Annotated in this window: 25 protein-coding genes; 9 read left to right on the plus strand and 16 right to left on the minus strand. The window is 50.9% G+C overall.

Going from position 1 to position 19,459, the window contains the following annotated elements; all coding sequences use genetic code 11:
* Position 1: 1 nt before the first annotated feature.
* The 3 genes from DCW36_RS13405 to DCW36_RS22885 all read right to left on the minus strand — a co-directional run bounded on the left by DCW36_RS13405 (position 2) and on the right by DCW36_RS22885 (position 1,384).
* Entirely contained in the window at positions 2-382 is a 381-nt protein-coding gene (locus tag DCW36_RS13405) for a DUF1801 domain-containing protein (RefSeq protein WP_114779064.1), read from the minus strand.
* Positions 383-553: 171 nt separating this feature from the next.
* The gene (locus DCW36_RS13410) at positions 554-958 is read right to left on the minus strand and encodes a type II toxin-antitoxin system VapC family toxin (RefSeq protein ID WP_114779066.1); all 405 of its coding nucleotides are present in this window, start codon (positions 956-958) and stop codon (positions 554-556) included.
* A gap of 3 nt (positions 959-961) precedes the next feature.
* Positions 962-1,384, minus strand: a complete 423-nt coding sequence (locus tag DCW36_RS22885; RefSeq protein WP_240676175.1) for a hypothetical protein — start codon at positions 1,382-1,384, stop codon at positions 962-964.
* Between the two features lie 220 nt (positions 1,385-1,604).
* On the opposite strand from DCW36_RS22885, the gene DCW36_RS13420 reads away from it, so the two are divergent.
* On the plus strand, positions 1,605-3,092 hold the full coding sequence (locus tag DCW36_RS13420) for a nicotinate phosphoribosyltransferase (RefSeq protein ID WP_114779068.1): 1,488 nt from the start codon (positions 1,605-1,607) through the stop codon (positions 3,090-3,092).
* Positions 3,093-3,171: 79 nt separating this feature from the next.
* Positions 3,172-3,897: an energy transducer TonB gene (locus DCW36_RS13425; protein WP_114779070.1), complete on the plus strand. Its 726-nt coding sequence runs from the start codon at positions 3,172-3,174 to the stop codon at positions 3,895-3,897.
* A gap of 38 nt (positions 3,898-3,935) precedes the next feature.
* Here DCW36_RS13425 and DCW36_RS13430 read toward each other — a convergent pair whose 3' ends face one another.
* Positions 3,936-4,844, minus strand: a complete 909-nt coding sequence (locus tag DCW36_RS13430; protein WP_114779072.1) for a pseudouridine-5'-phosphate glycosidase — start codon at positions 4,842-4,844, stop codon at positions 3,936-3,938.
* Positions 4,845-4,923: 79 nt separating this feature from the next.
* Positions 4,924-5,220, minus strand: coding sequence for an HNH endonuclease (locus tag DCW36_RS13435; RefSeq protein ID WP_114779074.1), 297 nt, complete (start codon positions 5,218-5,220; stop codon positions 4,924-4,926).
* Between the two features lie 229 nt (positions 5,221-5,449).
* On the opposite strand from DCW36_RS13435, the gene DCW36_RS13440 reads away from it, so the two are divergent.
* The gene (locus DCW36_RS13440; protein WP_114779076.1) at positions 5,450-6,700 is read left to right on the plus strand and encodes an MFS transporter; all 1,251 of its coding nucleotides are present in this window, start codon (positions 5,450-5,452) and stop codon (positions 6,698-6,700) included.
* Positions 6,701-6,808: 108 nt separating this feature from the next.
* Here DCW36_RS13440 and DCW36_RS13445 read toward each other — a convergent pair whose 3' ends face one another.
* From DCW36_RS13445 to DCW36_RS13460, 4 genes are read right to left on the minus strand one after another with little or no spacing between them, the layout of a single operon-like run.
* On the minus strand, positions 6,809-7,210 hold the full coding sequence (locus DCW36_RS13445) for a response regulator (protein WP_114779078.1): 402 nt from the start codon (positions 7,208-7,210) through the stop codon (positions 6,809-6,811).
* 28 nt (positions 7,211-7,238) lie between these two features.
* Positions 7,239-8,027 carry a sensor histidine kinase gene (locus DCW36_RS13450; protein ID WP_114779080.1) on the minus strand — a complete coding sequence of 263 codons (789 nt, stop codon included), beginning with the start codon at positions 8,025-8,027 and terminating at the stop codon, positions 7,239-7,241.
* Positions 8,024-8,671: a hypothetical protein gene (locus DCW36_RS13455; protein WP_114779082.1), complete on the minus strand. Its 648-nt coding sequence runs from the start codon at positions 8,669-8,671 to the stop codon at positions 8,024-8,026. Before DCW36_RS13455 ends, DCW36_RS13450 begins: the two co-directional genes overlap by 4 nt.
* 7 nt (positions 8,672-8,678) lie before the next feature.
* On the minus strand, positions 8,679-9,014 hold the full coding sequence (locus DCW36_RS13460; protein WP_114779084.1) for a hypothetical protein: 336 nt from the start codon (positions 9,012-9,014) through the stop codon (positions 8,679-8,681).
* A 204-nt stretch (positions 9,015-9,218) separates the two neighbouring features.
* On the opposite strand from DCW36_RS13460, the gene trxA reads away from it, so the two are divergent.
* Positions 9,219-9,527 (plus strand): thioredoxin, encoded by a 309-nt coding sequence (gene trxA, locus DCW36_RS13465; RefSeq protein WP_114779086.1) that lies wholly within the window; start codon positions 9,219-9,221, stop codon positions 9,525-9,527.
* A gap of 7 nt (positions 9,528-9,534) precedes the next feature.
* Here trxA and DCW36_RS13470 read toward each other — a convergent pair whose 3' ends face one another.
* Complete coding sequence (locus DCW36_RS13470; RefSeq protein ID WP_240676176.1) at positions 9,535-10,149, minus strand: membrane-associated protein; 615 nt, start codon at positions 10,147-10,149, stop codon at positions 9,535-9,537.
* A gap of 257 nt (positions 10,150-10,406) precedes the next feature.
* Between DCW36_RS13470 and DCW36_RS13475 the strand changes: the two genes are divergently transcribed.
* Positions 10,407-10,829 (plus strand): T9SS type A sorting domain-containing protein, encoded by a 423-nt coding sequence (locus DCW36_RS13475; protein ID WP_114779088.1) that lies wholly within the window; start codon positions 10,407-10,409, stop codon positions 10,827-10,829.
* A gap of 62 nt (positions 10,830-10,891) precedes the next feature.
* Here DCW36_RS13475 and DCW36_RS13480 read toward each other — a convergent pair whose 3' ends face one another.
* From DCW36_RS13480 to DCW36_RS13495, 4 genes are all read right to left on the minus strand, one after another.
* Positions 10,892-11,935 carry an NAD(P)-dependent alcohol dehydrogenase gene (locus DCW36_RS13480; protein ID WP_114779090.1) on the minus strand — a complete coding sequence of 348 codons (1,044 nt, stop codon included), beginning with the start codon at positions 11,933-11,935 and terminating at the stop codon, positions 10,892-10,894.
* A gap of 242 nt (positions 11,936-12,177) precedes the next feature.
* Complete coding sequence (cysM, locus tag DCW36_RS13485; RefSeq protein ID WP_114779092.1) at positions 12,178-13,059, minus strand: cysteine synthase CysM; 882 nt, start codon at positions 13,057-13,059, stop codon at positions 12,178-12,180.
* A gap of 237 nt (positions 13,060-13,296) precedes the next feature.
* Positions 13,297-14,547, minus strand: a complete 1,251-nt coding sequence (locus DCW36_RS13490) for a pyridoxal phosphate-dependent aminotransferase (RefSeq protein ID WP_114779094.1) — start codon at positions 14,545-14,547, stop codon at positions 13,297-13,299.
* Positions 14,548-14,873: 326 nt separating this feature from the next.
* Positions 14,874-15,329 carry an AAA family ATPase gene (locus DCW36_RS13495; RefSeq protein ID WP_114779096.1) on the minus strand — a complete coding sequence of 152 codons (456 nt, stop codon included), beginning with the start codon at positions 15,327-15,329 and terminating at the stop codon, positions 14,874-14,876.
* A 191-nt stretch (positions 15,330-15,520) separates the two neighbouring features.
* Here DCW36_RS13495 and DCW36_RS13500 point away from each other — a divergent pair, with 191 nt between their 5' ends.
* Together DCW36_RS13500 and coaD are read left to right on the plus strand one after the other, a co-directional pair.
* Positions 15,521-16,408: a DUF3822 family protein gene (locus DCW36_RS13500; RefSeq protein WP_114779098.1), complete on the plus strand. Its 888-nt coding sequence runs from the start codon at positions 15,521-15,523 to the stop codon at positions 16,406-16,408.
* Positions 16,409-16,412: 4 nt separating this feature from the next.
* Complete coding sequence (gene coaD / locus DCW36_RS13505) at positions 16,413-16,892, plus strand: pantetheine-phosphate adenylyltransferase (protein ID WP_114779101.1); 480 nt, start codon at positions 16,413-16,415, stop codon at positions 16,890-16,892.
* On the opposite strand, the gene DCW36_RS13510 is transcribed toward coaD, so the two are convergent.
* Complete coding sequence (locus DCW36_RS13510) at positions 16,846-17,526, minus strand: NUDIX hydrolase (RefSeq protein ID WP_114779103.1); 681 nt, start codon at positions 17,524-17,526, stop codon at positions 16,846-16,848. The two genes, coaD and DCW36_RS13510, sit on opposite strands and share 47 nt — an antisense overlap.
* A gap of 104 nt (positions 17,527-17,630) precedes the next feature.
* Between DCW36_RS13510 and pyrE the strand changes: the two genes are divergently transcribed.
* Positions 17,631-18,269 (plus strand): orotate phosphoribosyltransferase, encoded by a 639-nt coding sequence (pyrE, locus tag DCW36_RS13515; protein ID WP_114779105.1) that lies wholly within the window; start codon positions 17,631-17,633, stop codon positions 18,267-18,269.
* 302 nt (positions 18,270-18,571) lie between these two features.
* Complete coding sequence (locus DCW36_RS13520; RefSeq protein WP_114779107.1) at positions 18,572-19,069, plus strand: metallophosphoesterase family protein; 498 nt, start codon at positions 18,572-18,574, stop codon at positions 19,067-19,069.
* Between the two features lie 105 nt (positions 19,070-19,174).
* Here the strand turns inward: DCW36_RS13520 and DCW36_RS13525 are convergent, their stop codons facing one another.
* Positions 19,175-19,366 carry a hypothetical protein gene (locus DCW36_RS13525; RefSeq protein WP_114779109.1) on the minus strand — a complete coding sequence of 64 codons (192 nt, stop codon included), beginning with the start codon at positions 19,364-19,366 and terminating at the stop codon, positions 19,175-19,177.
* Positions 19,367-19,459 lie beyond the last annotated feature (93 nt).

The following is a 19,459-nucleotide window of genomic DNA, read 5'->3' on the forward strand; positions in this document are numbered from 1 at the left end:
TTTAGCGGTTGTTCCGCTGCTTTATATCTTTCACAGCAGCGGCAAGTACGGCTTTCAGGGCAGGGTTATGGATATCATTGACGCTTCTGATTTTATAGTGCCTGAACAGCTTCCCGGTTCCTTCCAGTATATTGTCAGGGTCAGGAAGTTCGGTGCCATAGTTAAAGCCCAGCACGATGTGTTTGATGTATATCCCGATCCAGCTGAAATGTTCCGACATTTTTTTCTCTCCAATGCCGTAGCCAATGGTCTTCTGTTTTACCCAGGGCACTTCCACATACTCCGGGTACACTTCTTCTAGCAGGTGCTTTGTTTCGACGATCAGCTTCCGGATGTCAGGCGTAGCGTCAGCAATGAGTTGGTTAAAACCTTCGGTTGTCATGGTTGGTTTTCCTTCCTGTGTTGGCAGCAGGTGTAACGGTCTCGTGCAGCTAAGAAAGGTGAGGCTTTTCGAAGCGATTATATGTCTACCTGAGACAAAGGTTGGTATCACGAACTAACCTTGGGGAAACATTATCTGCCCCATGTTTTTATAGGTGCTGTTACAGGTAGGTTAATTTCTTTCAACCCAGTTTTCAAGCTTAAGGTTTTTGAAATGCCTGAAGTGTTTCGTGTTATCGGTTACTAAAGTCATTTCGTTTGCAAGTGCAGTAACCCCTATTATTAAATCAAACTCATCGTGCAGCGGTGTTCCACTTTTTCGTAATTCGACTTTTCTTTTTGCATACTCATCCACTATCCCAAAAATAGGAACGACAGTCAACCCTTTAATGAATTTGTCAACGGCTTTATATGATTTTTTTGGATTATCGCTGTTTTCTGCTCCGAATTTGAGTTCAAAAACTGTTATTTCAGAAATAAAGAAATTTTGAAGTCCTTTTTCCCTGATAATCTCATCAAGATTCATCTTGCCGCGCAGAAAAAATATGCAGATATTCGTATCAAGCAAATATTGCATATATTAAAATTTCAAGTCTTTTGGGCTGAACTTCCTACTTTCCCTGATTTCTCTATTAATTTCTTCGGCAGACTTGTCTGATGAAAATGCACCGAATGAACTGAAAAAATCTTTCTCTTTAGACGTTCTACCTTTCCTAATGGATTTTGCGAGGCGTTCGAGCAATTCTAACTTGCTTACCGAACTCAAACTTTCAAAAAGCCCCGAATAAGTTTCCACAATATGTCGTTCTGCTTGTGTCATATCATAGCCATTGTTTATTGCCAATATACGAAAATTTCCATTTAATTGATTTGACTTCAAATTCGGTTTATTAAACTTCTCCGTAACGTTATTAACGGAATTATTCGGCTTATCTGCATTCTGTACAGAGGTTGTTGAGCCTGCTCCCAAAAGCGGGTCAAATACAAGTAAAGCGAAACTCATTTTTCTTCCTGGCTCATCATCTATACAGCAAGGTAAGGAAATAATTCAAAAAGCATTTTTCAAGCTGCACAATTCCTGTCAAGTACCTGAAACTGTCCCTAAAAACTGTACTGCTCCTGCCACCACAGCCGCTGCTGCTCGAAAAAAACACCCAAAACAGCGCCAACCACTCCCCTTTTGCTTACGTTTGCAGAAGCTGACAACACAAACCGAATAGCACATGAAACTTCAGGATATCTACGGCACTTCCCTGTCGCTGCTCACCGACTTTTACCAGCTCACGATGGCATATGGCTACTGGAAACAGGGTATGGCGGAGCAGGAATCGGTGTTTCACCTGTACTTCCGCAAGAACCCGTTTAAAGGTGGCTATACCGTGGCGGCAGGACTGGCCTATGCCATCGACTACCTGGAGCAGCTGCGGTTTCAGGAGGAGGACCTGGCGTACCTGGCGGAGCTGAAAGGAAGCCGGCAACAACCGCTGTTCGAAAAAGCGTTCCTGGACTACCTCCGCGACCTGCGCTTTACCTGCTCCGTGGATGCCGTACCCGAAGGAACAGTTGTCTTTCCGAACGAGCCGCTGGTACGGGTGCGCGGTCCGCTCCTGCAGGCCCAGCTCATCGAAACGCCGCTGCTTACCATCATCAACTTCCAGACCCTTGTCGCAACCAAAGCAGCCCGCATTGCCGATGCCGTAAAAGGCGACCAGTTAATTGAATTCGGGATGCGACGGGCGCAGGGCATCGACGGGGCGCTGGCAGCCACTCGGGCAGCCTACATTGGCGGTGTTGGCGCTACGTCCAACGTACTGGCCGGGAAGCTGTTTGATATACCGGTTCGCGGCACCCACGCCCACAGCTGGGTACAGGCTTTTGCCACCGAAGAGCAAGCCTTCCGTGCCTACGGCGAAACGTTCCCGCACGACTCTGTTTTCCTGGTCGATACCTTCAACACCCTGGAAGGGGTAAAGAAAGCCATTGCTACTGCCCGCGAGCTGCAACCGCTGGGCTTTAAGCTGAGCGGCATCCGCCTCGACTCCGGCGACCTGACCTACCTGAGCCAGCAAGCGCGAAAACTGCTCGACGAAGCGGGATTTTCGGACACCAACATCGTTGCCAGCAACGACCTGAACGAACACATCATTACCAGCCTGAAACAGGAAGGCGCTAAAGTAAATGTCTGGGGCGTAGGCACACAACTGGTTACGGCTTACGACCAGCCTGCGCTGGGCGGCGTGTACAAGCTCGCGGCCCTCAGGAGAAGCAATGGTGACTGGAGCTACAAAATAAAACTGTCGGAGCAACTGATCAAAACCTCCACACCGGGCCTCCTGCAGGTGCGCCGCTTCCACGATGCGCACGGCTACCTGGCCGATATGATTTACAACGAAGCAGAGCCCCTTCCCGAAAAGCTCGTCATCGTAGACCCAACCGACAGCACCCGCCGCAAACATATAGCCACAAACACACCCTTCACCGACCTACTGGTGCCGGTATTTGTGAAGGGAGCGCTGCAATACGACCGCCCGGATCTGAAAGCGATCAAAGCCCGGGTACAGGAAGAATTACGGCACCTGCACGAAAGTATCCGCCGCTACCTGAACCCGCATAGCTACCCGGCCGGCCTCGAAGAAAGCCTGCACCAGTACAAACTCGACCTCATTCTGAAGCTGAAGGCCGAGGGCAATAATGTGCAGCAGGCGGGCTGAGGAACAGGAAGTAACAAAGATGTTTCATTCGCTCCAGCAAATTTTCTATTTTTAGGTCCTTTTGTAAGTTATCCTTAAAATGAGAGAAGTATTCTTTGGCTTATTATGCAGCATTCTATCCCTTTTTACGCTCGTTAGCTGCCAGCCAGGCACGCAAGTGATCAGTTCCTATCCTATACTGGATACTTCTATGAGTAGCGAGGAAGTAGAAGTTATTTATCAGCAGGAAGAAAGACCGGAAAATGCTGAAATAATGGGTACAGTGAAAGTAAATAGCAGTGATTACCTGATGTACTGTGGTATAACAGAGGCACTCGCCTATGCCAAAGCACGCGCTGCAGAACGCGGAGGAAATGCTATTTACGTTACAACTCTGAGACCGCCAGGCAGTGCCCCCTGCTACAGGATCGAAGCCGAAATTTACAAACTCCAGGAGCCGTATGTTTCTAAACGAATAGCAGGTTTAGCAGCGGATTATTTTACCAGTTCTTTCGAAGGAGGTCCTACAACTGAAACACTCCCCCTATTTCCGGGGGGTGAAAAGGAAATGTTTGACTTCATTTCACGAAATCTGATTTATCCTGCTACGGCGGCAAGAGATAAAATTAAGGGTAAAGTAAAAGTATCCTTTGTGGTAAGTGCAACCGGTAAAGTAAAAGACATACACCTCCTGGAAGGGATCCGTTACGACATAGACCAGGAGGTTGAACGTGTGATCTCTAAAATGCCTGAATTTGTACCAGGATACCAGAATGGCAGAGCTGTTCCCGTTCGTTACACGATACCTTTTACTGTTAGTTATTAATACACATAAAAAAGCTGTTCCTAAACCACAGAAACCTATTACTCCGCATAAGCCTTCGCTATTTCCGCTCCCAGCTTCGCATTGTTCTTGATCAGGGCAATGTTGGCTTCCAGGCTTTCGCCTTTGGTGTGCTCGGCAATGTATTTCAGAATAAAAGGCGTTACTTGTTTGCCCCGGATGTGCTGTTGTTCGGCAGCCAGCAATGCCTGTTGAATGTATTCTTCCATAGCTTCGGCGGGCACCTCCTGCTCCGCCGGCACCGGGTAGGCAATCAGAACGGAACCTTTCAAACCGAGCATCCATTTGGTCCGCAGCAGGTCTGCTATTTCCTGTGCGCTATCTAACCTTAAAGGTGAGTTAAATTTACTTTGGCAGGAGTAAAAGCAGGGGAACGCATCCTGCCCGAAAGTGACAACCGGAACGCCATGCGTTTCCAGGTACTCCAGCGTCAACCCGATATCCAGGATTGACTTTACACCTGCCGACACCACTGCCACTGATGTTTGCGCCATTTCGGAGAGGTCAGCTGAGATATCCATGGTGGTTTCTGCGCCGCGGTGCACGCCCCCGGTGCCGCCGGTCACGAAAACCTTTATGCCGGCCATAGCGGCAATGCGCATGGTAGTGGCCACCGTAGTTGCTCCGTCCAGTTTTTTGCTGATGACATAAGGCATATCCACCAGGCTTACTTTCCACACGTTTTCAGCTTTGCCCAGGTAGGCGATCTGCTCCTGCGTTAGCCCTACATAGCATTTGCCATGTAAAATGGCGATGGTGGCAGGTATAGCGCCCGTTTCCCTGATCACGGCTTCTACCTCCAGGGCTGTCTGTACGTTCTGGGGGTAGGGCATGCCATGCGCAATAATCGTGGACTCCAGGGCAACGACCGGTTGACCAGTTGCTATGGCCTGCTGTACTTCGGGATGTATCTCTAAAAAGTAGTTCATATTTGCTGGAGCGGTTTTTAACTGTTGGGAGTACTTTTTTAATTGCCGTATGCTGTGGTAAAGTTAACGCTTTCCATCCTTACCTGCGCCTGTTCCGGCCACGGCGGTTGGCAATGCGCTCGATGCGTTTGTCTTTCACCCATTTCAGATACTTCTGCAGCGACTCAGCTTGTTGGAGCGCTTCTATGTTATTGTACAACGTTGCCAGTTCGCGGTTGCTGAAGGTAAGGTGAAGGGTGCTGTGGCAGGGCTGGCAGAGTTCTGCCGTGGCGCCGTAACGGCCTCCCTCCTCGCGCGGTACCAGGTGGTGGCGCGAAAGGCTTTGCACCTCCCGTCCGCAAAGCTCACATCTCAGTTCCTCCTGCTGTTTTGCCATTGGTTCAGGTTTGCTTTGAAAAATGATGCCTGTGCCCGCTACAGTGCAGGCCAGACTATTGCTTCCTGTTTACGTAAGTCGGGCTTTGGGAGTAACAGGCGTTGTAACTGGAAAAACCGGCAGAAAAAAGACGATTAACCAACGTGTAAACAACGATTCAAACCAGCAGCAACATTCCTTCCTGAAATTTCAGTACATTTGCCCTCTTTTCAAAAGTAAAATTTTATGTATGCAACCCGATTCTGAAACAAACCATGACACGCAGCTACGGGAACAGGAACAAGTTCCGAAACCCGTAATCCGTGAAGGGCTGCTGGTGTTTACGCTGGCGGCCATCCAGTTCACGCACATGATGGACTTTGTGATCATGATGCCGCTGGGGCCGCAGCTCATGCGTGTTTTTAATATTTCGCCCGGCGAATTTGGGCTGCTGGTGTCGGCTTATACGTTCAGTGCTGCGGTGGCCGGTTTTTTGAGTGCCCTCTTCATCGACCGCTTCGACCGGAAACATGCGATCCTGGGGCTGTACCTGGGCTTTACCGTTGGCACTCTTACCTGCGCCCTCGCTCCTACCTATGGGTTGTTGCTGGCAGCACGGGTGGTGGCAGGCGCCTTTGGCGGCGTGCTGGGGGCGCTGGTGCTGGCGGTGATTGGCGATGCCATCCCGGAGCAGCGTCGTGGGGCGGCAACGGGTAAGGTGATGGCCTCTTTCTCGGTAGCTTCTATTGCCGGTATCCCGGTGGGCTTGTACCTGGCCAGCCAGACGAGCTGGCACGCGCCATTCTACCTGCTGGCCGGACTCAGCTTTCTGATCCTGCTGGCTTCGTTTAAGTTTCTGCCGCCCATGCGCGGGCACCTGAGCAGCGTGGGCAAAAGCAATCCGTTCCTGGTGCTGCGCGATATTGTTGTAAAGCGAAACCTGCAGTGGGCCATGCTGCTGACTATTACCTTAACCATGGCAGGCTTCCTGGTAGTGCCTTTTATCAGCCCTTACATGGTGGCCAACGTGGGCTTTACGGAGGCAGAACTAAGCTACATCTACCTTTTCGGCGGACTGGCTACTGTGTTTACCTCGCAATGGGCCGGGCGACTGGCAGACAGGCTGGGCAAACACAAGGTGTTTGTGGCGGCGGCCCTGCTCTCGATGGTGCCGATTATCCTGCTCACGAACCTGCCGCGCGTACCGCTTTACAGTGCACTTGTTGTTACCACGATCTTCTTTATTTTCTTCGGCGCGCGCTTTGTACCGGCCATGTCGCTGATTACATCCAGCGTAGAGCCGAAGCTCCGCGGGAGTTTTATGAGCATCAACTCGTCGGTGCAGCAGCTGAGCGCCGGTATGGCCGCTTTTTTATCCGGACTTATCGTAAAGGAAACAGCCAGCGGGAGCCTGATGCACTTCAGCTGGGTTGGCTGGCTGGCGTGTGGCATGACGCTGGTAGCGGTGGCTGTTATCCGGAATCTGAAGGCGGTTGGGTGATAAAGTAAGTTTCCTGATTTAGAAAGAGGTGCAGCGGGTATGGTGGCTGGAGCAGCAAAGAAAAAAATAACGGTGAAGTTTTGAATCTTCGAATGAAAGCCCGGAAAATCAGTTTTCCAGGATATCCACCCTGCCATGGACTTTCAGCGACTGCAGTGTTGCTCTCAGTTCTTCGGGGTCGGCACTTTTAAGCAGGTAGCCGTGGGCGCCTTCGCTTAGCAGCATCTCTACGAGCTGCTCTTCGCCGTGCATCGAAACGATCAGGATATTGACGGTGGGGTATTTGCTTAAGAGGTAACGAGCCGTAGCCAGTCCGTCCATTTCAGGCATTTCCAGGTCGAGCATCACAATGTCGGGCAGGTCGTGCTCAATTTTCTCGAGCAGTTCCACCCCATTGGATGCTTCGCAAACAAGCGTTATTTCTTCGTATGCTTTTAATATCTCGATCAGGCCCTTTCTGAAGAGGGTGTGATCGTCTGCAATGGCCAGGGTGAGTGGAGTCCGGTTCATAGCTGAAAAATGAATTTATTTCTCAAAGTTAAGGAATTGGCAGAACAATAGCTGCACGAAAACCAGTTCCTTCACCCGATAAATATTGAAAAGTGCCGTTCAGGAGCTCTACCCGGCTCTGGAGGTTGGTCAGGCCCAGGCCTGGCTGCGAAGGCTGCGCATCGTTTGGCAGGCTGCCCGCAAAGCCTTTGCCATTATCGGAGTAAGTTACCGTCAGCTGCTCCGGTGCATAAAGTATATCTACCTGCACCTGGCTGGCACCGGCATGTTTGAGGGTGTTATTCAGCAGTTCCTGCACAACCCGGTATACCGTCAGCTCCAGTTTGGCAGAGAGTTTCTGGTTTTCCTGGTTGTTGGTTAGTTCAAAGGTAAATCCTGAAGCTGGCGGAATGGCTTTTTTCAATGATTTCAGAGCAGGAACCAAGCCCACTTTTTCGAGCACGACAGGCATCAGGTCGTGTGATATCCGGCGCACGCTGCCCATTACATCATCCAGCTGCTGCTTTACGGTCTGGCAGGTAGTTATGGCTGCCGTTCCCGAAACAGCGGAACTGCACAACTGGCTGACCTGTAGTTTTACCAGGGCCAGCATGGTTCCGGCCTCGTCGTGCAGGTCGCGGGCAATGCGCCTGCGCTCCGCCTCCTGTGCCTCCAGGGCAGCCTCCAGCACCTGCCGCTGCCGGACATCCTGCAGCTCCCGCAGGTGTTGCTGGTGCGCAATCAGGCGCTTCTGGTAACGCAGCACAACCATCACAATACCCAGCGACAGCAACAGCAGGATGGGTGTAACGATAAGAACAGGCAGAAAGGGAGTCATTGGCGGGGCGCCCTCCACAGCACCGTTGCCAGTAGCATATTAAACCCGAAGTTTAACACATAGATTATACTTAACAAAAGACGGGTCTGCTCCTGCGACTGCGCCATCATCTTGTTGACCAGCCCATAGAAGGTTACACTCCCGGCAAAGTAAATAATGATGCCGGCACTGAGCAGGAACACAGGGTCGCGCTCCAGGTACAGTTTATCCAGGTCTTGAAACACTTTATTGAAGTACATTAAGGCCAGGGCAATCAGTAAAGCGCTCTCAACGGTGCGTGGATAAGAATTAAATGTAAGCATGCTCTCGATGTAAAACACATCATAAACGCAGAACAAGGCAAACAGCACGACCGAAACGCTCAGTACCCACCGGACAGTTTTGTTGTCGAAGACGAAATAGTAAATCAGGCTGAGCAACGCATATTCTATCGGGATGTATACATGCGACAGCCAGAGGTTATTTATCTTTCTGGCTCCCAGGTAATACCCTAATCCTTCTACTACCACCAAAAAGCAAACATATAAAAGTACCAGCTTAGCTACCAGCTTGCCGCCCTTGTGCCATTGGTAAAGGCCAACGGCCAACGGCACCAGAACACTGAAAACAGCAATATTAACAAGTACTTTTATAAAGGGCATCATATTTTAATCAGGAGCCACCGCTTAAAACCCCGGTCACGATGCATTCCGGCGGACACACAGTTGACCGGTCGGCCACTAAGTCTTCCAGGTCATTTCCATTTTCATCTACGCCCACCAGGATCAGCTGCTTTTTAGCACCCTCGCCGGCAGGGAGTTCTAACCCGTAATACATCCGGATGCCTACGCATTTCTCCTGCGCCAGCAGCCGCTCCAGAATTTCTCTGCCAAAAAAGTGCGAACGGGCTTCGCCTGAATCCGTTAACTGATTCCGGTAGTTTTCCGTCCATTCAGCAGCCAGCTCCAACGCTATTTCGCCGCCTATGGTACCATCGTATGTTGCCATAAAAATTTCAGGTTGGTTGAAAAAGTAAATATAGTAAAAGGTTCATATAGATTTCATCATCAGCCCCTTAATTTCTGCATAAGCAGCTGCAAAGGGAGTGGTGGCAGCTGCAGAACAGCATTGCAGCACAGCCCCTGCAACAATACCTGCTACAGTTCGCGTATTATCGCTTGAGGTATGGGTTTGTTTTTTTAAAATGTAATTATGGCAAAGAAATCTTTTAATGAACTGATCAGCAGCCCCGGTATGCCGGTGCTGGTTGATTTTTATGCAGACTGGTGCGGTCCCTGCAAAACGATGAACCCGGTGGTGGAGCAGCTGGCGAAAGAGTTTTCGGGAAAGCTGAAAGTGCTGAAGGTAAATATCGACAACAACCAGGCTGCCGCCAGCCAGTACAGGGTGCAGGGGGTGCCCACCTTTATCCTCTTCCGCAACGGGCAGATTGTCTGGAAACAGGCGGGCGCTGTGCCGGGCCACCAGCTGGCCCAGGTTATCAGGCAACACATAGGCTAGCAGCTTATTAAAACAGCCACCGCAACAGCAGGTAAGATGGTATATACAGGCCAAACGTAAAGGCTGCCACGATCAGCAGGAAATAGCTGGCCGGATTCATTTTTGTTTGCGGTTTTTCGCCGGGGCCGAACACCCAGTTTATGTTTTCGGAAGGATTGGTAAACAGGAATGTTACCAGCAGCACAACCCACCCCAGTGCCAGCTGGTAAAAAAGTGCGTTTTCATGAAAGCCAAACCGGACCAGCATCCAGATGACCAGGGCAGGCAGAATGACGTGAAACAGGGAAAGCGCCCGGAGGTACAAAGGTTTGGAGCTGTCGAACATGTAGTTGGTGAGGCTCAGGATATTTTTCCCGGTCAGCAGCCTTGTAAAGTAGGCAATGTTCCAGGCTATTTCGGGCGCCAGTACGCCTACGGCCATCATACTGGCCAGCAACCTGCTTTCCAGCCACACCGCCGCCAGCATCACAAACAGCGCAATATCGGAGAACCAGAGAAAATTGGCCAGCCCCCACTTTTTCCAGTAGACGGGCACAAGTATCAGCACAAAAACAGTATAAGCCGTTTTTATCCAGAGTGGAATCGTGGTGCCGGCATCCATGTCTGCTATTAACTCCTCCATAGGCTTTGCTTGCTAAAAGGTGGTTACCTGCTCCTGTATTGTTCGTTCTTCCCTACCGATTTTATACGAAAAAACTGCTTGCGTAAGTTTATACCAGCTACAGGTTTATGCAGAACTTTGTCCGGAAAACAGCTGTTGTAAGCGAAATGAGCAGTACAAGAAGGTTAATTTCTTTCCTACAGAAACGCGGCAGCGAAAAATTGGTCCGGATTGTGCTATGTAAAGCGCAGATACTGATTCTTTAAAAACAGAAAACTATGATGATGAAACTGAAATATACCCTTGCCCTGGCCTCGGGGCTTTCTTTTGCCACCTTTGCTATACCTGCTTTAGCGCAAATGCAGCCGCAGCCCGAATCTGTGTCACTACCTGATACCACCCGCAAAATGGAAACGCTTTCGGGCATTCACCTGGAGCCAACCAAAAAAGGCACGTATCAGCTGGACTTTAAGCAGGTTTTAAAGGAAGATGCTATCCTGGAGATAACGAATAACGCCGGTAAACTGGTGTATCAGCAGCCCATCAGTATTGCCGACAGTACCTATCGCTGGCAATTTGACCTGGGACCTTTAAGAACAGACAGTTACCAGGTTACGGTAAAAACCTCCGACACGACTTACTGGTCTAAGTTTAAAGTCCGGAATAAAACCCAGGTACAGCACAAAAAGAAACGAAGATAAAAGAGCGAAAGGCGCTACCGGACCAGGTAAGCGCCTTTCGCTTTTTTAGTAGATACTGCTTGTTAGAGCGAAGCCATATCGATCACAAACCTGTATTTGACATCGCTTTTCAGCACGCGCTCGTAGGCCTCGTTGATATAATCCATCGGGATCACTTCCACATCGGCCATGATGTTGTGTGCGGCACAGAAATCGAGCATTTCCTGCGTTTCCCGGATACCGCCTATCATGGAACCGACGAGGCGTTTGCGGCGTGCAATCAGGCTGAAACCGGCTACGGGCGTAGGTTCCGGCGGAGCGCCAACCAGGATCATGGTGCCGTCGCGCTTGAGCAGGTTCAGGTACATGTTGTAATCGTGCGGGGCCGATACCGTATCGAGTATAAAATCGAAGGAGCTGCGGAGATTTTTCAGAGCCGCAGGGTCGCGGGTAACGGCAAAATTATGGGCGCCCAGGCTGCGGGCATCCTCTTCTTTTCCCGGTGAGGTGCTTAGTACAGTTACGTCGGCTCCCAGGGCAGCTCCTATTTTTACGGCCATATGCCCCAGTCCGCCCAAGCCAACTACTGCCAGGCGGTGCCCTTTGCCCACTTTCCAGTGCATGAGCGGCGAATAGGTGGTGATGCCGGCACAAAGCAGCGGCGCCACACGGGCCAGTTCCAGGTTTTCGGGTACTTTAAGCGTATATTTTTCGTCGACAATAATCTGGCTGGAATAGCCGCCGTAGGTGGGGGTTTTGCCATCCAGCTCCACGCTGTTGTAGGTGCCCACGTTGTGCACCTCGCAGTACTGCTCCAGCCCCTCCAGGCAGCTCGGGCAGGTGCGGCAGGAGTCGACGAAGCAACCAATGCCCGCCAGGTCGCCTACCCTGAACTTTGTTACCTGTCCTCCGGTTCGTACTACCCTACCGACAATTTCATGGCCCGGCACCATCGGGTATTTAGAGGCGCCCCACTCGTTGCGCACCTGGTGAATATCGGTGTGGCAGACGCCGCAGTATAAAGTTTCGATCTGCACATCGTAATCCCTTACCTCCCGCCGCTCAAATTCAAAAGGCCCCAGCGGATTGGCCTCGTCGAAAGCGGCATAAGCGCGTGTTGTTCTCATCGTTCTTCGTTTGGTTTAAAGCTGAGTTATGTAGAACGGGATTTTTAAGTGAGAGGTTGAGCGGTGTGGCTGTGGTGACAGGTGCTGATTATCTGAACAGTGATATATGATTCCTCCTGAGCGCAAAGCCAGTTTGAAAATTGGTAAAATAAAAAGTGACCTGTCGGGGGACAGGTCACGGAGAGGTTCTGATACAGAAGTTCATGTGCAGCGGCTGTGGTGACAGGTGCTGACAGCTTTTATTACCCGAATAAATCGGAAGAGAGGTAGCGGTCGCCGCGGTCGCAGATGATGCAGACAACCACACCCTCATCCAGCGTTTCCATCAGGCGGGTGGCGGCCAGCACAGCCCCGCCGCTGCTCATACCGGCAAACACGCCTTCTTCGCGCGCCAGCCTCCGGGTCATGTTTACGGCATCGGTGGCGGATACGTCGATCACTTTGTCTACACGTTCTTTTTCAAATATCTTAGGCAGGTACGCTTCGGGCCAGCGGCGGATGCCGGGAATGTTAGAGCCATCTACCGGCTGCACCCCTACAATCTGCACCGCCTCGTTCTGCTCTTTCAGGTAGCGCGATACGCCCATAATGGTGCCCGTTGTTCCCATAGAAGACACGAAGTGCGTAATCGTACCCTGTGTTTCGTTCCAGATCTCGGGGCCGGTGGTGCGGTAGTGGGCCAGGTAGTTATCGGGGTTGGCGAACTGGTTAAGCACCAGGTATCCTCCTTCGGCTTCGCGTGCGTGCACATAATCGATGGCCGCTTCCATAGAGCCTTCGGCAGGCGTCAGGATCACTTTGGCGCCGTAGGCCTCCATGGTTAGTACCCGTTCGCGGGTGGCGTTGGCCGGCATCACCAGCTCTATCTCCACGTTAAACAAACGGGCAATCATGGCCAGGGCAATGCCGGTGTTGCCGCTTGTTGCTTCTATCAGCTTAATGCCCGGTTTCAGTTCGCCACGGTCCAGGGCGCCTTTAATCATGCTGTAGGCAGCACGGTCTTTCACACTGCCGGCAGGGTTGTTTCCTTCCAGCTTCGCCATTAGCTTCACCCGGGGGTTTGGCGAAATATTCGTTAACTCGATAAGCGGCGTGTTGCCGATAAAGTCTATTAATGAAGGCATGTCAGATGTTTTAGCGTTTTTGTTTTACCCGATAGCGCAGCAACTAAGGCTGCCAGCGGAGTAAGACCTTAATGATAAGCATACTTTCTACGAAACGCAAATATATAGCTGCCGGTAAAGTAAATTGCTCCCATGCCAGAAAATTTGCATAAAAGAACTGAGAATAGAGCAGGAGACGGGGGAGATAAAACAGGAAAGGCTCCCTTCCGGGAGCCTTTCCTGTTCTGGATCAAATTTTCAGACCTCTACTTCAATGGTAGGAAGCATGGCCACGGTAGGCTTCCCCTGCTGGTAATTTGCCAGGAAAGTGCTTAGCCTGTCCATGGTAACGCTGATTTCTTCTACGGTAGGCAGATATACGACACGGAAGTGATTGGGTTCGTGCCAGTTAAAGCCGGTACCCTGCACCAGCAGCACATGCTGTTCCCGCAGGAAGTCCATGACAAACTGCAGGTCGTTTTTGATGTTGAACTTAGCTGTGTCGATCTTGGGGAACATGTAAAAAGCCCCCATCGGTTTTACACAGGTTATACCCGGAATAGCAGTTAACCTGTCGTAGCACAGGTCGCGCTGCTGCCCCAGCCTGCCGCTCGGCAGCACGAGGTCTTTCATATCCTGGTGCCCCTCCAGTGCAACTTTAATGGCATACTGGGCCGGCACATTGCTGCACACGCGCAGGCTGGCCAGGGTGTTTAGTCCATCTATATAAGAAGCTGCTTTTGCTTTATTACCGCTCACCACCATCCAGCCGGCACGGAACCCGGCGGCCAGGTAGTTTTTGGAAATACCGCACAGCGTAATAATCAGCGCTTTATCCGAGTAAAGAGCTGTGGGGTAGTGCACGGTACCGTCGTAGAGAATCTTATCGTAGATCTCATCGGAGAACACCACCAGGTTATGCTCTTCTGCCAGTTTTACCAGTTCCTGCAGCATGGCAGGCGGATAAACAGCCCCGGTAGGGTTGTTCGGGTTGATGATGACGATCGCTTTGGTGCGGCTGGTGATCTTACGTTTGATATCGGCCAGATTAGGATACCAGTCCGATGCTTCGTCGCAGATGTAGTGCACGGTTTTGCCGCCCGAAAAATTCACGGCTGCCGTCCAGAGCGGGTAGTCAGGCGAAGGCACGAGTACTTCGTCGCCGTTGTTGAGCAGCGCCAGCACCGTGTGCATCACCAGTTCGCTTACCCCGTTTCCGATTGATACATCGTCGGCGGTTACGTTGATGCCTTTTTTTACATAGTAATCCCGAACGGCCTCACGGGCAGACAGAAGGCCTTTGTGGTCTTCGTACCCCTGCGCATTGCGGATGTTGGCAACCACATGTTCAACAACCGCATCCGGGGCGTTAAAACCAAACGGTGCAGGGTTTCCGATATTTAATTTGATGATCTTGTGTCCCTGCTGTTCAAGCTCTTTCGCTTTCTCAAAAATTGGCCCTCGTATTTCGTAAAACACGTTATCCAGCCGTGTACTCCGTTGTATCATAAACTAAAATTTCCCAATAATCAGGATGTGGTGCTTGCTACTAGCTGTAGCTAAAATACAAAGCTATAACTTTCTATTTTCTCAACGAACCATTCCGTTCATTATTTATTTAACAATTTTAAAAACGGAAATTCCGTGAAGCTTGTTGTTGCCCTCTGAGCAGCACTGGCCGGAACAGCGTTACCATTTCCTGCGGAATAACACAGCTGACATTTCACAGCCCTTATAGTTGCACGGCCTTTCTGCCGGAAGCTGAACATGGAGCAGTGGGTGTGGTGACTGCTGCAGCAGATAATTTTTGCTTTTTCCAGATGCCGTAGCACCGGTTACAGCTGGCTATCAGGCACATCCGGATAAACATGGTAGCTACCATCCGGCAAAATCCGCACCCGGAAGAGCTGGTCGAAGCCCTCCGCCAGCGTGGGTACCTGCAACTTGTGCCAGGTGCCGTAGATGCCTTTTTCAGGCACAAAAAGCTTTCCGGTCCGGTGGCTGTTGCGGGCGAGGGCGTCCTTTACGCCGGTTTCGAAAAAGTAACCTGTTACCTCGTAGCGCGCCTCCCGGGCTAACAGGATGTACCGCTGCCGCTCCACGATGGTAGGGTTGGTGTTATCGACCACAAAGCGCTGCTGCGTCCGGAAACAGCACTGGAGAAAATGGCGCTCGCGGTTACGGGTGCGCAGCAGGTCCAGGCTGATGCGGACGTGGGTATGAAAGAAGTGTTCCTGATAGTAGGTGGATTTCCCGCTGCCTTGTATGCCACAAAAGATGATTGCCTGCATTTGTTCCCGTATTTACCTGCTTTAATTTACGCAGCCCAACGTTTTTTTAGCTTAGAAACTGCTCATTTTCTGCTGCACCGTGCGGTTCCGGCACAGGTTAAAGCCGCACATTTGGCAGATTTTTTTTATACTTGCAGGGCACAAGACGGCAGAACTGCTTTTTGTGCGCACAACTTCCATAACAACTAAACTTGAACCACATCAGCACACAATTCAGGCTCGCCCACAGGATCAATGATGAGGCTTTTCAGCTGTCGCAGGCAATGAGCTGTAACCTGTACATCGCCATCGGCCATAAATTTATCCGGCTGGGCGTGGCAGACCTGGAACGTAACAAGTTTGTGGTGCTGGAAGATTATGAGCTGATAACGGTTTTTACGCCGGAACAGGTGGCCGAACAGCTGCAGCTGATTGCCAAATGCACCAGGCTGCTGCAGGAGCGGCACTGGCAGGAGATCAGGGTGTCGGTGAGCAACACGCATTTTACGCTGGTGCCCGAAACGCTTTTCGTGCCCGAACACCAGACGGATTACCTGCGCCTGCACAGCGACCTGGACTCGCAGCAGGATGTGGTATTATCGTATAAGCAAACCGGGCTGGAGGCGGTTAACATCTTTTCGGTGCACCGGGCCATTTACGACACGTTTCAGCAGCTGTTCCCGGAGCGGCCTGTCCGTTTCCTGCACCAGACCAGCGCCCTTATCCGGAGTGAGCTGCACCTGGCAAGGCGCCTGACGGAGCAGCGGATGTACCTGTTCGTGGAACAGAATTACGTAACGGTGCTGGTGATCGGCAGGCGCGGACTCGAGTTCTGCAACATCTTCCATTACCTGAGTCCCGAGGATTTTATTTATTACATTGTATTTGTGATGCAGGAGCAGCGGATGAACCCGGAGCAGGAAACCATTACGGTGTGGGGCGATATTACCCACGACTCTGCCTTGTTCTCTATCCTGCAGAAATATATCCGGCAGGTGCGGCTCGGCAAAAAGCCTGCGGATGTTGGCTACAGTTACCGGTTTAACGACCTGTTCGAGCACCGCTATTTCGAGCTTTACAGCCTCCACCTTTGCGAATAAACATATGAAAAGAATTGCGCTTTTTCCCGGCTCTTTCGACCCGTTTACCAACGGCCACTACGATGTGGTGATCAGGGGCTCCAGGCTTTTTGACGAGATTATTGTAGCGATCGGGAACAACACGAGCAAAAACCGCTATATCCCCGTGGAGCGGATGGTGGAGATCGTGCAGGGTGTTTTTAAGAACCAGCCCAACATCAAAGTACAACCTTATAAAGGACTGACGGCAGAATTTGCCCGCGAAGTGGGCGCTACGTTCCTGCTGCGGGGCCTCCGCAACACCACCGACTTTGAATACGAAAACACGATTGCCCAGGCCAACCGTCACGTAAACAAAGACCTGGAAACCGTGTTCCTGATTACCTCCCCCCGCCTGGCCGCCATCAGTTCCTCCATCATCCGGGAGATACACCATTTCGGCGGCAACGTGGATGAGTTTATACCTTTCCGGATTTCAGAGATTGAAGGTAGTGGCGGGCAATAAAGGCGATGGAAGTGTAGGCTTTCGGTAATACCTCCAGCACTTCTTCCGGTGTCATCCAGCGCACTTCCTCAATAAACTCCTCTGCCTGCGGCTTCATCAGGCTGTCGTCGGTGCAGTTCATCAGGAACCAGGAGGTTTTCTTCAGAATCTTGTTGCCTTTGTAGGCATAGGAGTGCCATGTTTTGGGCAGCGCATCCATTACTTCCACCTTAATGTTGCACTCCTCCTCTACCTCGCGCACGGCACCTTCCCGTATCTTCTCCTTTTTGTTCAGCTTGCCTTTCGGGAAATCCCAGGTGCCGAGCCGGTAGATCATGAGAAGTTTGTCCTCTTTCAGCACCAGGCCGCCGGCTGCTTTTACAATCTTGAACTGATCTTTGAGGTGCAGGATAAGTTTTTTCTTTTTATCGGCTACCAACGTCAGCGAATTCAGCTTCTTGAGCTTCTTCACTTCCATTAAGCGAACCAGCCTGTCGACAATGGCTGGATCTGCATTTTTGATCAGGACATCGCCCACCAGGTCCTTCGATGAGAAATGGTCGTCGGCATTCATTACCAGGTCGTAATGGTGCTTGTATACTTTCTCACTCGATTTTTTCAGAATCAGGGGTATATCGTTAATAAAAACGTTCATGACGGGCACATCTGTTAGATGATAAAATTACCACAAATAGATAAATAAATCTGCGTAAACAAAATCCGGAGCCATAAAAAGATAATATTTAACTAAATTCGCTCATGGATTCTACTACAACAGCACATCAGGTCGCCTCGTATCTGCTCGAAACAGAGGCCGTAAAACTTCGTCCGGAGCAACCATTTAAATGGAGCTCGGGCTGGAACTCACCCATTTACTGCGACAACCGTGTCACGCTTTCGTTTCCGTTTATCCGCAGCTATATCAAAAACGAACTGGCCTGCCTCATCCGCGACAATTTCCCGGATGCCGAGGCTATTGCCGGTGTAGCCACCGCGGGCATTGCCCAGGGCGCCCTGGTGGCCGACCAGCTCGAGATGCCTTTCTTATACGTAAGACCTCAGCCTAAAAGCCACGGCATGGGCAACCAAATTGAAGGCCGCCTGCTGGCCGGGCAGAAAGTGGTGCTCGTGGAGGACCTTATCTCGACGGGCGGCAGTTCCCTGAAAGCTGCTGAAGCAGTACGTGCTGCCGGCGGAGAAGTTATCGGCATGGCCGCGATTTTTACCTACGGCTTTTCAGTCGCCGACGAAAATTTCCGGAAAGCAGGCATTCCGCTGCTCTGCCTCAGCAACTACAACGCCCTCACCGAAGCCGCTTTGGCCAATGGGGTTATTCCTGCATCGGCTATGGCTACCCTGAGCGAATGGCGTAAGTCGCCGGAAACGTGGAGAAGGTAGGGAAGTTAGAAAGTTTAGGAGTTAGAAAGTTAGAAAGTTAGAGAGTTTGGAAGGTAGAGAGGTAGAGAGGTAGAAATTGTAGGGGTTGAAAATTTTCAACCCTAAAACTCTTTTCTGCTCCTTCCACCATAGCCTCTGCTGGTTGTCTGAACCGGGATATATGTGATTTAAATGATGCGTGTGATTTTATGTCTGCACCTGCCTCCATTCTCTCTGCTCCTTTGTCTGAACACGATTAAATGATTGAAGGATCAGCAGGATTCAAAATTCTTACCTTTCTACCTTTTTAACTTCTAAACTCTATGAAAATCGGCCTCCTCTCCGACACCCACGGCTACCTCGACGACCAGATACTGCGGCTGCTGGGCGACCGGGATGAGATCTGGCATGCGGGCGATTTCGGAACGATAGCAATTTCGGAGCGGCTGCAACAGGTGGCGCCGGTACGGGGCGTGTATGGCAACATCGACGGGCCGGACGTGCGGGCGGTACACCCGAAGGTGCTGCGGTTCGATGCGGCGGGGCTGGATGTGCTCATGACGCACATTGGCGGCTACCCCGGCAAATACCACCCCGACATCCGGCAGGAAATTAAAACGAATCCGCCGCAGCTGTTTATTTCGGGGCACTCGCACATCCTCAAAATTATGCCCGACAAAAGCCTGCCCAACCTGCTCCACATAAACCCCGGGGCTGCGGGGAAACATGGCTTTCATAAGGTAAGGACGATGGTGCGCTTTACGATTGAGGCGGGTCAGGTGCGCGACCTGCAGGTACTGGAGCTTGGCAAAAGGGCATAAAAAAAGTGTGTCTGCGGGGCAAACACACTTCAAATCTTTTCTCGTAAGCCGCCGCCATTTGCTGGAATAACAGCGGCAGCAGATGGACTTACTAACCCGTAAAAATTACTGAGCAGCTTCAGCTGGAGCTTCTTCTGCTTTTTTGTTTTTTGGAGCCTCACCAAACTGAGCACGCAGCTCGTCCATATCTACATTTTTGATAACTGGTGTGAGCAACAGCTGCTTAATTCTAGCTACTTTGTTGTTTGCTCTGGCTTTATTCTTACGGTCTTTTCTTTTTAGTCTTGTAACTCCCATCGTTGCAATATTTTATTTGAACGGCAAAAGTAAGAGATTATTTCCATAAAGTAAAGTAATTGCACCATCAAATTCTGATTCCTGTTTATTTGC

It is taken from the genome of Botryobacter ruber (assembly GCF_003347595.2).
Taxonomy (GTDB): domain Bacteria; phylum Bacteroidota; class Bacteroidia; order Cytophagales; family Hymenobacteraceae; genus Pontibacter; species Pontibacter ruber_A.